Raw genomic sequence first — 13,193 nt, 5'->3', positions numbered from 1 at the left:
CTATTCGGCAGCCGCGACATGGCGCCGGCTTATCCCGCGCATGAATTCGTCGAGCGCTGCCGTCTGCTCGCGGCTCAGATGCAGGCCGCGCTTGGTCCTGCGCCACAATACATCTTCAGCCGTCATCGCCCATTCATATTGAACGAGGTAGCGCACTTCGGCCTCATAGAGATCGGCGCCAAAGTTGCGGCCAAGGTCGGCATTCGATCTGGCGAGGCCCAGCAGCATCCTTGCGCGAGTTCCGTAAAGCCGGCTCAGGCGGCGCGCCAGACGTGCGTCGAGGAACGGATAGGCCGTTTTCAGTTTCGCCACTTCGGCGTCGAAACCGCTGGCCGGGAAATCGCCGCCCGGCAGCGGCGCGTTTGCCGTCCACGGCTTGCCGCGCTTGCCGAGAAAACCCTCGATTTTCTCGAGCATCGATTCAGACAGCCGGCGATAGGTGGTGATCTTGCCGCCGAAGGTGTTGATGATCGGCGCCGTGCCCTCGCCGCCGTCGGTCTTCAGCACATAATCGCGGGTTGCTTCCTGCGCCTTCGAGGCGCCGTCGTCATAAAGCGGGCGCACGGCGGAATAGGTCCAGACGATGTCCGAACGCTTGACCGGCTGCGCGAAATATTCGCTCGCCGCGGCACAGAGATAATCGATCTCGGCGTCGCTGATCTTCACGTCGTGCGGGTCGCCAGCATAGTCCTGGTCAGTGGTGCCGATCAGCGTGAACTCTTCCTCGTAGGGGATAGCAAAGATGATGCGGCCATCCTTGTTCTGGAAGAAATAGGCGCGCGGATCGTCGAACTTCTTGCCGATGACGATATGGCTGCCCTGTACCAGCCGGACATTGTGCACCTCGTTCAAGCCGACCGTAGCAGCCAGCACATGGTCGACCCATGGACCGGCGGCGTTGACCAAAAGCCGCGCCTTGACCTCCTCGGTGTCCCCGGTCTGCGCGTTTTCCAGTCTGACCGTCCAAAGTTCGGCTTCACGGCGTGCGCCGACGACTTTCGTGCGGGTTCGGATCGTTGCGCCGCGATCGGCGGCGTCGCGGGCGTTCAGGGCCACCAGCCGCGCATCGTTGACCCAGGCGTCGGAATATTCGAAGGCCTGGCGAAACAACGGCTTCAGCGGCTTGCCGGCTGGGTCCTTTGCCATGTCCAGCGTCTTGGTCGCCGGCAGCAATTTGCGCCCGCCAATGTGGTCGTAAAGGAAAAGGCCGAGCCTGATCAGCCAGGCCGGACGCAAACCCTTGGCATAGGGCAGCACGAAGCGCATCGGCCAGATGATGTGCGGCGCATTCTTCCAGAGAATTTCGCGCTCCATAAGCGCCTCGCGCACCAGGCGGAATTCGTAGAACTCGAGATAGCGCAAGCCGCCATGGATCAGTTTGGTCGAACCGGAGGAGGTTCCGCTGGCCAGATCGTTCATTTCGGCAAGGAAGACCGAGAAGCCGCGCCCAACCGCATCGCGGGCGATGCCGCAGCCGTTGATACCGCCACCGATGACGAAGATGTCATGGATCGGGGGTGCGTCCACAATAAGTCCTCCCGGATTTCGCATTGCAGCATTTTTAGGTTTTTACGAAACCGTGATGGGATTATTTCGAAATGGGAACGAATGTCAAACGAAATATAAACAGCAGCAATTGCCGCTACGGCACCCTTACGAGAGCGACGTTTCGATCAGCTGAACCTCTGCCTCCTGGCAGATCTTGCGTACCGACGGGATGTCGCAACGGTCGGTGATGAAGGTGTTGACCTGCGACAGATGGCCGATGCGGACCGGCGCCGTCCGCTCGAATTTGGTCTGGTCGGAAACGAGGATGACATGCCGGGCATTGGCGATGATCGCCTGCGCCACCTTCACTTCACGAAAATCGAAATCGAGCAACGCACCGTCATGGTCGATCGCCGAGGCGCCGATCACCGCGTAGTCGACCTTGAACTGCCTGATGAAATCGACCGCCGCTTCGCCGACCACGCCACCATCGGAGCCGCGTACAACCCCGCCGGCAATAACGACTTCGATGGAAGGGTATATGCGCATCCTATTGGCAACATTGATATTATTGGTGATCACCATCAATCCGGTATGATCAAGGAGCGCCTTGCTGACCGACTCCGTCGTGGTGCCGATATTGATGAACAGCGAGGCATTGTCCGGGATAAGCCTGGCTGCTGCGCGGCCGATCGCCTCCTTCTCCTCGGCGGCGATCTTGCGTCTCGCCTCATATTCCATGTTTTCGATGCCGGACGGGAACAGCGCCCCGCCATGAATCCGCGACAGCAGCCGCTGGTCGCACAGGTCGTTAAGGTCCTTGCGGATGGTCTGCGGCGTCACGTTGAAATGCGTTGCCAGATCGTCGACCAGCACGCGGCCATTGTCCTTGGCCATCTGGATGATTTCGGAATGACGCGGCGACAGATACATTTGGGGGCCTCTCGTTTTCGCTTTTCTTGTCTATAGCGGAAAACGAAAGTGATGAAAAGGCATAAGCCGGCTAACGAAATTACATCCGTCCAAAGACAACCACCGCGCAACTTTGCCGACCATTTCAACTCAACCAAGACCGCGGGCGATTTCGGTGATGACCTCGAAAGCGGTGTCGATATCCGCCGCCGTCGTCTCGAACTGACCGACTTGAAAGCGGATCGCGATCTGCCCGTCCACCCGTGTCTGAGTCAGATAGATGCGGCCATCGTCGTTGATCGCGTTGACCAGCCGCAGATTGTGTTTGTCCGAATCGATGCCGGCTTCCGCCAGATGCCGGAACGAGAACAGCGACAGCATCGGTTCCGTGACGATCTCGAAATCCGGTTCCCGAGCCAGCCGCGCGGCAAGGCCTTCGCTCCAGGCGACATGGTTGCGGATCATGGTCCGGAGATTTTCCAGCCCGTGGGCGCGCAGCAGGAACCACAGTTTCAGTGCGCGAAAGCGCCGCCCGAGCGGCACCGACCATTCGGAATAGTTGATGATTCCGTCGCGTCCATGCGTCTTCAGGTAATCCGGCTTGATGGCGAGCGTCCGCACTAGGTCTTCCGGCCGGCGGATGAACTGCATCGAGCAGTCGAACTGCGCGCCCAGCCATTTGTGCGGATTGAAGACGATGGAATCCGCGTGCTCCGCGCCGGCCCAGAAATGCCGGTATTCCGGACATATCATCGCCGATCCGGCCCAGGCGGCATCGACATGCAGATAGAGCCCGTACCGCTTAGCCACAGCGGCGACGCCGGCGATGTCATCGGTGCCGCCGGTGCTGGTGCCGCCGACACAAGTGATGATGCCGGCCGGCAGCATGCCCGCATCCCGGTCGGCGACGATCGCCGCTTCGAGGGCTGTGACATCCATGGCGCGACGGCGGCCAGCAACCGGAATGCGGACGAGATTGTCCTCGCCAATGCCCGATACCCAGATCGCCCGGTCGATGGAAGTATGGACCTGGTCGGAAGAATAGATGCGCAATATCGGCTGGCCTTGCAGGCCCTTCTTGTTGCCCTGCCAGTCTAGCGCGCGCTCGCGCATGGTCAGCACGGCGGCAAGCGTCGCCGACGATGCCGAATCCTGCATCACGCCGGAAAACCCTTCCGGCAGGCTAAGCGCCTGACGCATCCAGTCGACGACGCGCGTCTCGAGTTCGGTCGCTGCCGGCGAGGTCTGCCAGAGCATGCATTGCGCGGCCATCACCGAGACCAGATATTCGGCCACCACCGAGACCGGTGCGGCGTTGGCCGGGAAATAGGCGAAGAAGCGCGGATGCTGCCAATGTGTCATGCCCGGTAGGATTTTTTGCTCGAAGTCGGCGAAGATTGCCTGCATCGTTTCGCCCTCTTCCGGCGGCGAGACATCGATGCTTCTAGAGATTTCGCCCGGCTCGACAAGCGGTCGCACCGGTCTTTCGCGAAGTGTGCTCCTGTAGTCGGCACCCCATTCGGCCGCGTACATCGACCATTCCCGGAATTCGTTGCTATTCATTTTCCTCTCCGTCGCATCGAGCCCAGAAATCAAAGAGCACGAAAAACGGAGGCTTTCATTCGGGAAAATCGGGCAGGCTCGCGAAAGCGGTCTTGAGCGCGTTCGACCAGCCGTCCGAGATCGTGCGATAATATTGATCGTCCTGGGCTATCCGTTTCTTCAGGCTGACCTTGAAGGCATCCTTTTCGTAGAACAGCAGGTCAAGCGGCAGACCGACCGACAGGTTCGATTTCAGCGTCGAGTCGAACGACACCAGCAGGAGTTTCACCGTCTCGGCGAAACTCATCGTCTTTTCATAGGCGCGGATGATGATCGGCTTGCCGTATTTGGTCTCGCCGATCTGGAAAAACGGCGTGTCATCGGTCGATTCGATGAAATTGCCTTCCGGATAGATCATGAACAGCCGCGGCGCGCTGCCCTTGATCTGGCCGCCGAGGATAAAGGAGGCATTGAAATAGGAATCGGCCTTTTCGCCTGCCGGCGACGAACTGGCGATGACTTCCTTAACGGTGTCGCCGACCATCCGCACCGTCTGATACATAGACGGCGTTTCGAGCAGAGTGGCGTGGCGATCGGCCACCGCCTTGGTGCGTTCGTCGAGCAAACTGACGACCGCCTGCGTCGTCGCCAGATTGCCGGCCGACATCAGCACGATGACGCGCTCGCCCGGCTCTTCCCAGACATGCATCTTCTTGAAGGTCGAGATCGAATCCATGCCGGCATTAGTACGCGTGTCCGACATGAACACGAGCCCGCGATCGATCTTCAGGCCGACGCAATAGGTCATCGAATCTCTTTGGCAGCAATCTTGCCGTGGATTACTGCTCCACGGTGACGGTGACCGCAAGCTGTTCTTCCGCTTGTCCCAGCCGAATTCCCGACACCGGCGTGGCATCGCGGTAATCACGGCCGGTCGCCACCTTTACATAGCGTTCGTCGGGCGAAATGCCGTTGGCGACGTCGAACGCGACCCAGCCGAGGCCCGCAACATGCGCCTCAGCCCAGGCATGGCTTGCCGCCTGCTCGACCGCCGCATCCATCATCAAATAGCCGCTGACGTAGCGGGCCGGAAACCCCATGGCGCGCGCCGCGGCGGCAAAGATGTGGCTGTGGTCCTGGCAGACGCCGGTCTTGAGCGCCAGCGCGTCCTCGGCCGGGGTCGCCGCATTGGTGGTACCCGGCGTATAAGCCACTTGCTCGCCGATCACGGCCATCAGCCGGTGCAGCCTTTCGATATCGGTCCCCTCGCCGACCGAGGCCGCGATTTCGCGAATGCCGCTCCCGATCGTGGTCAACGGGGTTTCATGGCCAAACAGCCAGAGCGGCGCGAAACCCTGATGTGGCCCGGAGACGCCAGCGGTGTCGCGTGTCACCACCTCGCCTGATGCCTCGACGGTGATGAAATCGCGCTCACCTTCGACGCTCAACAGCCGCGTATCGTTGCCGAAATGGTCGATGAAGCGCACTTCCTCGCGTGCCCCTTCGATCGTCAGCGCCCAGGACAAAACGGTCTGCGTCGGCCCGCTGACTGGAAGCAGCCGCAACCGCTGCAATAGATAATGCACCGGCGCATCGTAGCGGTATTCGGTCCGGTGGGTGATCTTCAGCCGCATTGCTCTCGTCCCCTGAGCATGATCTTTACCGGAAACCGGCGTTCACTTTCCGGGATCATGCTCAATAGAACCTGTAGTCGTGCGCGATCTCGTCGCCGAGCCTAGTGTTGTCGCGAATGAAATTGGCCAGGAATTCGTGCAGGCCGGCGTCGAATATGTCCTTGATCGAGCCGGCCGTCAGCATGGCCTGGGTCTTGCCGGCTGTCGCATGACAGGCGTGGCGTTCGCCATAATCGTCGCCCAGGAATTTCAGGTGCTCCGTCAGGAAACGGTAGCAGAAGGTCAGCGAGCGCGGCATTCGAACATTGAGGACCAGATAGTCGGCAATGTTGCTCGGCTTGTAGTCGGCCTCGTATACCCAACGATAGGAGCGGTGCGCCGACACCGAACGTAGGATCGATTCCCACTGATAATTGTCGAGCGTCGAGCCGACCCACGAGATCGACGGCAACAGCACGTAATACTTCACGTCCAGGATGCGTGCCGTGTTGTCGGCGCGTTCGACATAGGTGCCGAGCTGCGAGAAATCGAAGATCTCGTTGCGCAGCATGGTGCCGTAGAATGAACCGCGGATCAGCGCCGTTTCGCGCTTGATCGCGTCGAGCACGCTGGGCAGGTCGCGTTCGTCGATCGGCTTGGCCAGCATGCGCTTCAGCGACATCCAGGCCTCGTTGATGCTTTCCCAGGTTTCGCGCGTCAGCGCGGTGCGCACCATGCGGGCGTTGTTGCGGGCCGTCTCGATCGACGCCATCGTGCTCGACGGGTTCGACGTGTCGCGAAGCAGGAAATCCGCGACGTTGGCGGCGGTATAGTCGGAATATTTCTGCGTGAAGGCAGCGTCCGAACCGGCGCTGAGCAGCACCGAATTCCACTCTTCGGAGGCGTTCTGGGTACGGGTCAGCGCCATGCGCAGCCCGGCATCGACCAGCCGCGCCATGTTTTCCGCCCGCTCGATGTAGCGGTTCATCCAGTAGAGCCCGTTGGCGGTGCGGCCGAGAAGCATGCGGGGCTGCCCTTCGGGCTAGTGAGTAGTGAGAGGCGAGTAGTGCATGGTGAATGTTTGGATTTTGACGGAGTACGGCATTGTGCTTTTCCTCTACTACTGAGTACTGACTACTGACTATTCACTACTTACCCGTCTCAATCATCCAGCACCCACGTATCCTTGGTGCCGCCGCCCTGCGATGAGTTGACCACCAGCGAGCCTTCCTTCAGCGCCACGCGCGTCAGCCCGCCCGGCACGATCTGGATGCGGTCGGAAACCAGCACGTAGGGCCTGAGGTCGACATGGCGCGGCGCCAGCCCTTTGTCGGTCAGGATCGGACAGGTCGACAGCGCCAGCGTTGGCTGGGCGATGTAGTTCGACGGTTTTGCCGCGAGTTTCTTGGAAAAATCCTCGCATTCCTTCTTGGTCGCCGCCGGCCCGACCAGCATGCCGTAGCCGCCTGAGCCGTGCACCTCCTTCACCACCAGCTCGTCGATATGTTCGAGCACGTATTTCAGGCTGTCCGGCTCCGAGCAGCGCCAGGTCGGGATGTTGCCGAGGATTGCCTTGCGGCCAGTGTAGAATTCGACGATCTCGGGCATGTAGGAATAGATCGCCTTGTCGTCGGCGATGCCAGTTCCCGGCGCATTGGCGATGGTGATGTTGCCGGCGCGGTAGACATCCATGATGCCCGGCACTCCAAGTGCCGAGTCCGGACGGAAGGTCAGTGGATCGAGGAAAGAATCGTCCACCCTTCGATAAAGCACATCGATCTGCTTGTAGCCTTCGGTCGTGCGCATCGCGACGTGGCCATCGACGACGCGCAGATCCTGCCCCTCGACAAGCTGCACGCCCATCTGGTCGGCAAGGAAGGCATGTTCGAAATAGGCGGAGTTGAAGCTGCCCGGCGTCAGCACGGCAATGGTCGGCGCACCCTTGGTGCTTTGCGGCCGCACCGCCGCCAGCGACTGGCGCAAGAGCTGCGGATAGTTTTCCACCGGCCGCACCTTGATCTGCTGGAACAGCTCGGGAAAGAGCTGCATCATCGTCTCGCGATTCTCCAGCATGTAGGACACGCCGGACGGCGTCCGCGCATTGTCCTCCAGCACGTAGAATTCGTTCTCGCTGATGCGCACGATATCGACGCCGATGATATGGGTGTAGACGCCGGCCGGCGGCCTTACCCCGATCATCTCCGGCAGGAACGCCTCGTTTCTGGCGATCAATTCCTTGGGCACGCGCCCGGCGCGCAATATCTCCTGGCGGTGGTAGATATCGTCGAGAAACGCGTTCAGCGCCTGGACGCGCTGCTCGATGCCTTGCGTCAGCCGTCGCCATTCGTTGCCGGAAATGATGCGCGGAACGATATCGAAGGGAATAAGGCGTTCGGAGGCTTCCTGCTCGCCATAGACGGCAAAGGTGATGCCGGTCTTGCGAAAGACGCGTTCGGCGTCCTGCATCTTCTCGGTCAGCCTGGCCGGATCCTGCTCCTTCAGCCAGCGGTCGTAAGCCGAATACGGTTTTCTCAATCCGGAGATTTCCGGAAGCATTTCGTCGAACGCTGCCAATCGCATACTCCCCTGTGAGACCATTTCACTGGCGTCACGGGAGAAAATCAAGCGCAATCGGTGATTTGGAGGATGCTGGCGATCAGTATGTCGCGACCTGCCTAAAAATAGGGCAGCGCCGATATGGCTGGGTGAGGCTTTGCCTTGTGCCCGGGCAGGGGCCGGCGTCACTCAGAAGGCGCGGAAGGTGACGACCGTAAACGTGTCCTTGATGCCGGGAAGAATCTGCACCCTCTCGTTGACGAAGTGGCCTATGTCTTCCTCGTCGTCGACATAGAATTTGGCGAGCAAATCGTAGTTGCCGGCTGTCGAGTAGATTTCCGAAGCGATCTCGGCATCGGCCAATGCGCCGGCAACGTCATAGGCCCTGCCCAGATCGCACTTTATCTGCACGAAAAATGCCTTCATTGCCCGGTCCTGCTCAACTTACACGCATAAGCGGCCCTTGTGGCAGACTGCCGCCCGGCTTTCAAGCATCAGGTCGGCGCTCAGGCAGAACGCGACCTGAGGGAAGCTTTAGTACAGCCAAACGACGGATGCACGCGGGCGATGAGACTGTGGAGCGCTGCCAAGCGCAGGCTATGCCTGCGCGCGTTCGCTTCGCTGCGAGGGCCCGCTCACATCACCGGGATATCGCCCCTTGCCCAGCCCTCGGAAATTGCCGCCGCCCGCGCCTCGAAGGCGCCGGCTTCGATGGCGGCACGAATATCCTGCATCAGCCTCTGGTAGTAGGAAAGATTGTTCCAGGTCAGCAGCATCGCCCCCAGCGCCTCTTGCGAGCGGACCAGATGGTGCAGATAGGCGCGTGAATAATCTCTGGCGGCCGGGCAGTTGCTCTCCTCGTCCAGCGGGCGCGGATCGTCGGCATGGCGAGCGTTGCGCAGATTGACCTTGCCGCGCCTTGTATAGGCGAGGCCATGACGGCCGGCGCGCGTCGGCATCACGCAATCGAACATATCGATGCCGCGTGCCACCGATTTCAATATGTCGTCAGGCGTGCCGACACCCATCAGATAGCGCGGCCTGTCCGCCGGCAGCTCCGGGCAGGTGATATCGAGCATTTCGAGCATCACCGCTTGCGGCTCGCCGACCGCCAGCCCGCCGATGGCGTAGCCCTTGAGGTCCATCGCTTTCAGCACCTGCGCCGAGCGCAGCCTAAGGGCCGGTATGTCGCCGCCCTGGACGATGCCGAACATCGCCTTGCCCGGTTGGTCGCCGAATGCCGTCTTGCAACGTTCGGCCCAGCGCAGCGACAGCTCCATGGCCCGCTCGATCTCCTTCTCCATGGCCGGCAGTGCGGTGCATTCGTCGAGCTGCATCTGGATATCGGAATCGAGCAGTCCCTGGATTTCGATCGAGCGCTCGGGCGACATCTCATAGGGGGCGCCATCAATATGTGAGCGAAAGGTGACGCCCTTTTCGGTGAGTTTCCTCAGTTTCGACAGCGACATTACCTGGAAGCCGCCGCTGTCGGTCAGGATCGGATGCGGCCAGCGGGCGAATTCATGCAGACCGCCAAGCCGCGCCACACGTTCAGCGCCAGGCCGCAGCATCAGATGATAGGTATTGCCAAGGATAATGTCCGAGCCGACGCCGCGCACCTGATCCATATACATGGTCTTGATCGTGCCGCCGGTGCCGACCGGCATGAAGGCTGGCGTGCGGATTTCTCCGCGCGGCATAGTGATGGAACCGCGCCGCGCTTTCCCGTCGGTCGCCAGCACCTCGAAGGTGAACGCCTTAGTCATTGAATTTCTTGTCCTATACCGGGCGCGCGTCCATCGTTCTCCTCTTTGAACAGAAGGCTTGCATCTCCGTAGGAGTAGAACCTGTAGCTGTTCTCGATGGCATGCGCATAGGCCGCTCGCATTGTTTCCAGACCACAAAACGCCGAAACCAGCATAAACAGCGTCGAACGCGGCAGATGGAAATTGGTCAGCAGCATGTCGGCGGCCTTAAAACGGTAGCCGGGGGTGATGAAGATGTCGGTCGGACCCGACCATCCAGCCAATGTGCCGTCCTCCCGCGCGGCGCTCTCCAGCAGGCGCAGCGACGTCGTACCGACGGCGATGATGTGCCCGCCGCGCGCTTTCGCCGCGTTCAGCGCCTCGGCGGTTTCCGGGCTGACCGAACCGATCTCGGCATGCATCTTGTGATCGGCGGTGTCGTCGACTTTCACCGGCAGGAACGTGCCGGCGCCGACATGCAGGGTGACGAAACGCCGCTCGACGCCTTTCGCATCCAGCGCCGCGAAAAGCTCGGGCGTGAAATGCAGGCCGGCAGTGGGTGCCGCCACGGCCCCCTCCTCCCTAGCATAGATGGTCTGGTAGTCGTTGCGGTCGCGTTCGTCGTCGTCGCGCTTCGAAGCGATGTAAGGCGGCAGCGGAATGTGACCGACGGCGTGCAACGCCTCATCGAGAAACGGACCTGAGAGGTCAAAACCGAGCAAAGCCTCGCCGGCCTCGCCCTTCTCGATCACCGTGGCATCGAGCTGGCCGAGAAAGCAGGAATTGGCGTCATGGCCGAAATGGACGCGGTCACCGGCGGCGATGCGCTTGCCCGGCCGCATGAAAGCCAGCCAGCGGTCGGGAGCCACCCGCATGTGCAGCGTGGCTTCGACTTGCGCCACCGCCTCGCCGCGCCGCCTGATGCCTTTTAACTGTGCCGGAATGACCTTGGTGTCGTTGAAGACCAGCACGTCACCGGTCTCGAGCAGGGACGGCAGCTCGCGCACCGTCCGGTCTTCGCGCCTCTCACCCGGCCTGACAACCAGCATTTTGGCGCTGTCGCGCGGTTCTGCCGGTCGAAGCGCGATACGCTCCTCCGGCAGATCAAAGTCGAAAAGATCGACGCGCAAGAAAATCCCGCCTCAAAATTCCGGGCAGGTCACCGCCCAGGCGCCAACACCGTCGATGCTCAGCGTGCCGCCCATTGCGAAATTGGACTGTTCGCTGGCCTTGACCAGTCGCAATTTGGCGACGATCGAGCTGATGCCCTCATCGGTGAGATCGATAGCCATGTGCTGGTCGTCCTCGAATGCCTGTCCGACGATGACTTTCGTCGAACCCGGCTGACCGTCGGTGGTCCAGTTCCTGCCGCCGGCATCAAGCCATACACGCGCAACCGCGACGACTGCAGTGTGCCCCATCAGGACGTCGATCGATGCCGCGTCGCCTTCAGCACTGCAAACAATCGATTCCGTCGCCAGCGCCGGAGTGGCCGCCGCGACAAGCATCAGAGTGATAGCCGCGACAGCCCGGTAGGTCATTTCACATCGGCCGCCACCTTCAGCGACACGATCTTGTCGGGATCCGGCACCGGCTCGCCGCGCTTGATCTTGTCGACATTGTCCATGCCCTCGATGACCTGGCCCCAGACCGTGTATTGGCGGTTGAGGAAGGCGGCATCGTCGAAGCAGATGAAGAACTGCGAATTGGCCGAGTTCGGATTCTGCGAGCGCGCCATCGAGCAGGTGCCGCGGCCGTGATTGGCGTTGGAGAACTCCGCCTTCAGGTCGGGCTTGTCGGAGCCGCCCGTGCCAGCGCGCGCCGGTGCGAAAGAGGGCTTGGTGGAATTGCCGAATTTCACGTCGCCGGTCTGCGCCATGAATCCCTCGATGACGCGATGGAACACCACGCCGTCATAAGCGCCTTCGCGCGCCAGTTCCTTGACGCGGCCGACATGGCCAGGCGCCAGATCGGGAAACAGTTCGATGACGACCTTGCCCTTGGTCGTTTCCATGATGAGCGCGTTCTCGCGGTCCTTGATCTCGGTCATGTCAGAATATCCTTTGAAACGAATGGGTTTACTTGCCGTCGGCGGCGATGCGAACCTTGATCATGCGATCGGGATCAGTGACAACCCCGTTCTGTGCCGCATCGCCTTTCTTTATCTGGTCCACCAACTCCATGCCGTTCTCGACATTACCGACGATAGTGTACTGGCCATCGAGCGGCGGCGCCGGCGCGAACATGATGAAGAACTGGGAATTGGCGGAATCCGGGTCCTGCGAGCGGGCCATGCCGACCACGCCGCGCTCGTAGCGCTCGGACGTCGAGAATTCGGCCGGTAGGTCGGGAAGATCGGAACCACCAGTACCGACAGCATCGGCGTTGAAGCCGTTCTTCATGTTGCCGAACTTCACGTCGCCGGTCTGCGCCATGAAGCCGTCGATGACGCGGTGGAAAGCGACGTTGTCGTAAGCGCCCTGACGAACCAGCTTCTTGATCTGCTCGACATGCTTCGGCGCGAGATCGGGCCTGAGCGCGATTGTCACGTCGCCGCCCTTCAGCGTTATGATCATGGTGTTTTCCGGATCGACCGCGAACGCCGAAACGGTTGCAGCCACAAGACTGAAAACAACGACAAAGCAGGTGGCGAGCCTTTTGAGCGGCATGGATATTTCTCCGAAAACCTTTGTTTCAAGTGTCGTTGTCCCAAAACCGGGTTCCACGTTGGGGCGACACGCATTATTTCGCGAATTTGGCGGTAAGTGCGCCGGCCACAGCCGCCGGCACGAAGGGGCGGATGTCGCCTCCCATGGAGGCTATCTGACGAACAAGTGTGGCGGTAATGGTTCGCACCGAAGGGCTGGCGGGCAGAAAAACTGTCTGCAGTTCCGGCGCCATCGTCTCGTTCATGCCGGCCATCTGCATCTCGTAGTCGAGATCGGTGCCGTCGCGCAGGCCGCGGATCATGATCGAGGCGCCCTGCTTCCTGGCCGCGTCGATGACCAGCCCGTCGAAAGCGACAATCTTGATGCGCGCGCCGTCGCGGCCAAATTCGGCCTTCGTCGCTGCTTCGATGAGGCCGACCCGTTCCTCGAACGAAAACAGCGGCTTTTTGCCGGGATGAATGCCGATCGCCGCATAGACTGTGTCCGCCACGGCCAGCGACGCCTTCAGCACATCGAGATGGCCGTTGGTCAGCGGGTCGAAGGAGCCGGCATAAAGGGCGATGCGTTCGGTCATGGCAGGTGCTTCTAGCGAGCCTCTCTCGCAAAGGCAAATCCGATCAGCGAGCCGCCAATGCATGTCGCCCAAAAGTGTGCAGCGGATTTGGACA

The 13,193-nt window shown here is 60.8% G+C and carries 14 protein-coding genes; all 14 read right to left on the bottom strand.

Going from position 1 to position 13,193, the window contains the following annotated elements:
* The 14 genes from glpD to coaD all read right to left on the bottom strand — a co-directional run bounded on the left by glpD (position 1) and on the right by coaD (position 13,099).
* Positions 1-1,527 (bottom strand): glycerol-3-phosphate dehydrogenase, encoded by a 1,527-nt coding sequence (gene glpD, locus ACWTU8_RS08120; protein WP_455847715.1) that lies wholly within the window; start codon positions 1,525-1,527, stop codon positions 1-3.
* 126 nt (positions 1,528-1,653) lie between these two features.
* Entirely contained in the window at positions 1,654-2,421 is a 768-nt protein-coding gene (locus ACWTU8_RS08115) for a DeoR/GlpR family DNA-binding transcription regulator (protein ID WP_029352850.1), read from the bottom strand.
* Positions 2,422-2,550: 129 nt separating this feature from the next.
* The gene (locus tag ACWTU8_RS08110; protein WP_455847714.1) at positions 2,551-3,963 is read right to left on the bottom strand and encodes a pyridoxal phosphate-dependent decarboxylase family protein; all 1,413 of its coding nucleotides are present in this window, start codon (positions 3,961-3,963) and stop codon (positions 2,551-2,553) included.
* A 55-nt stretch (positions 3,964-4,018) separates the two neighbouring features.
* On the bottom strand, positions 4,019-4,750 hold the full coding sequence (locus ACWTU8_RS08105; RefSeq protein WP_065009553.1) for a peptidase: 732 nt from the start codon (positions 4,748-4,750) through the stop codon (positions 4,019-4,021).
* Positions 4,751-4,781: 31 nt separating this feature from the next.
* Positions 4,782-5,576 (bottom strand): transglutaminase family protein, encoded by a 795-nt coding sequence (locus tag ACWTU8_RS08100; RefSeq protein ID WP_455847713.1) that lies wholly within the window; start codon positions 5,574-5,576, stop codon positions 4,782-4,784.
* Positions 5,577-5,637: 61 nt separating this feature from the next.
* The gene (locus tag ACWTU8_RS08095; RefSeq protein ID WP_455847712.1) at positions 5,638-6,579 is read right to left on the bottom strand and encodes an alpha-E domain-containing protein; all 942 of its coding nucleotides are present in this window, start codon (positions 6,577-6,579) and stop codon (positions 5,638-5,640) included.
* Positions 6,580-6,716: 137 nt separating this feature from the next.
* Positions 6,717-8,129 (bottom strand): circularly permuted type 2 ATP-grasp protein, encoded by a 1,413-nt coding sequence (locus ACWTU8_RS08090; protein WP_065009640.1) that lies wholly within the window; start codon positions 8,127-8,129, stop codon positions 6,717-6,719.
* Positions 8,130-8,300: 171 nt separating this feature from the next.
* Positions 8,301-8,537, bottom strand: a complete 237-nt coding sequence (locus tag ACWTU8_RS08085) for an Lrp/AsnC ligand binding domain-containing protein (protein ID WP_455847711.1) — start codon at positions 8,535-8,537, stop codon at positions 8,301-8,303.
* 209 nt (positions 8,538-8,746) lie between these two features.
* On the bottom strand, positions 8,747-9,877 hold the full coding sequence (gene tgt, locus ACWTU8_RS08080; RefSeq protein WP_455847710.1) for a tRNA guanosine(34) transglycosylase Tgt: 1,131 nt from the start codon (positions 9,875-9,877) through the stop codon (positions 8,747-8,749).
* Positions 9,874-10,986 carry a tRNA preQ1(34) S-adenosylmethionine ribosyltransferase-isomerase QueA gene (gene queA, locus ACWTU8_RS08075; RefSeq protein WP_455847709.1) on the bottom strand — a complete coding sequence of 371 codons (1,113 nt, stop codon included), beginning with the start codon at positions 10,984-10,986 and terminating at the stop codon, positions 9,874-9,876. Before queA ends, tgt begins: the two co-directional genes overlap by 4 nt.
* 12 nt (positions 10,987-10,998) lie before the next feature.
* A complete protein-coding gene (locus tag ACWTU8_RS08070) occupies positions 10,999-11,397 on the bottom strand; it encodes a hypothetical protein (protein ID WP_455847708.1) in 399 nt (132 codons plus the stop codon).
* A complete protein-coding gene (locus ACWTU8_RS08065; protein ID WP_455847707.1) occupies positions 11,394-11,906 on the bottom strand; it encodes a peptidylprolyl isomerase in 513 nt (170 codons plus the stop codon). The genes ACWTU8_RS08070 and ACWTU8_RS08065 overlap by 4 nt, the downstream gene beginning before the upstream one ends.
* 28 nt (positions 11,907-11,934) lie before the next feature.
* On the bottom strand, positions 11,935-12,525 hold the full coding sequence (locus tag ACWTU8_RS08060) for a peptidylprolyl isomerase (RefSeq protein WP_455847706.1): 591 nt from the start codon (positions 12,523-12,525) through the stop codon (positions 11,935-11,937).
* Between the two features lie 73 nt (positions 12,526-12,598).
* The gene (gene coaD / locus ACWTU8_RS08055; protein ID WP_127211165.1) at positions 12,599-13,099 is read right to left on the bottom strand and encodes a pantetheine-phosphate adenylyltransferase; all 501 of its coding nucleotides are present in this window, start codon (positions 13,097-13,099) and stop codon (positions 12,599-12,601) included.
* Between the last annotated feature and the right edge of the window lie 94 nt (positions 13,100-13,193).

The organism is Mesorhizobium sp. BHbdii (assembly GCF_053848045.1).
Note: the sequence above shows the minus strand (reverse complement) of the source record. Positions and strands in the feature narration are given on the sequence as shown.

What these genes read in the sequence shown, in the direction of transcription:
- ACWTU8_RS08115 (WP_029352850.1), bottom strand. Translation starts at nt 2,421, where the DNA reads ATGTATCTGTCGCCGCGTCATTCCGAAATCATCCAGATGGCCAAGGAC.
- ACWTU8_RS08110 (WP_455847714.1), bottom strand. Translation starts at nt 3,963, where the DNA reads ATGAATAGCAACGAATTCCGGGAATGGTCGATGTACGCGGCCGAATGG.
- ACWTU8_RS08105 (WP_065009553.1), bottom strand. Translation starts at nt 4,750, where the DNA reads ATGACCTATTGCGTCGGCCTGAAGATCGATCGCGGGCTCGTGTTCATG.
- ACWTU8_RS08100 (WP_455847713.1), bottom strand. Translation starts at nt 5,576, where the DNA reads ATGCGGCTGAAGATCACCCACCGGACCGAATACCGCTACGATGCGCCG.
- ACWTU8_RS08095 (WP_455847712.1), bottom strand. Translation starts at nt 6,579, where the DNA reads ATGCTTCTCGGCCGCACCGCCAACGGGCTCTACTGGATGAACCGCTAC.
- ACWTU8_RS08085 (WP_455847711.1), bottom strand. Translation starts at nt 8,537, where the DNA reads ATGAAGGCATTTTTCGTGCAGATAAAGTGCGATCTGGGCAGGGCCTAT.
- tgt (WP_455847710.1), bottom strand. Translation starts at nt 9,877, where the DNA reads ATGACTAAGGCGTTCACCTTCGAGGTGCTGGCGACCGACGGGAAAGCG.
- ACWTU8_RS08070 (WP_455847708.1), bottom strand. Translation starts at nt 11,397, where the DNA reads ATGACCTACCGGGCTGTCGCGGCTATCACTCTGATGCTTGTCGCGGCG.
- ACWTU8_RS08065 (WP_455847707.1), bottom strand. Translation starts at nt 11,906, where the DNA reads ATGACCGAGATCAAGGACCGCGAGAACGCGCTCATCATGGAAACGACC.
- ACWTU8_RS08060 (WP_455847706.1), bottom strand. Translation starts at nt 12,525, where the DNA reads ATGCCGCTCAAAAGGCTCGCCACCTGCTTTGTCGTTGTTTTCAGTCTT.
- coaD (WP_127211165.1), bottom strand. Translation starts at nt 13,099, where the DNA reads ATGACCGAACGCATCGCCCTTTATGCCGGCTCCTTCGACCCGCTGACC.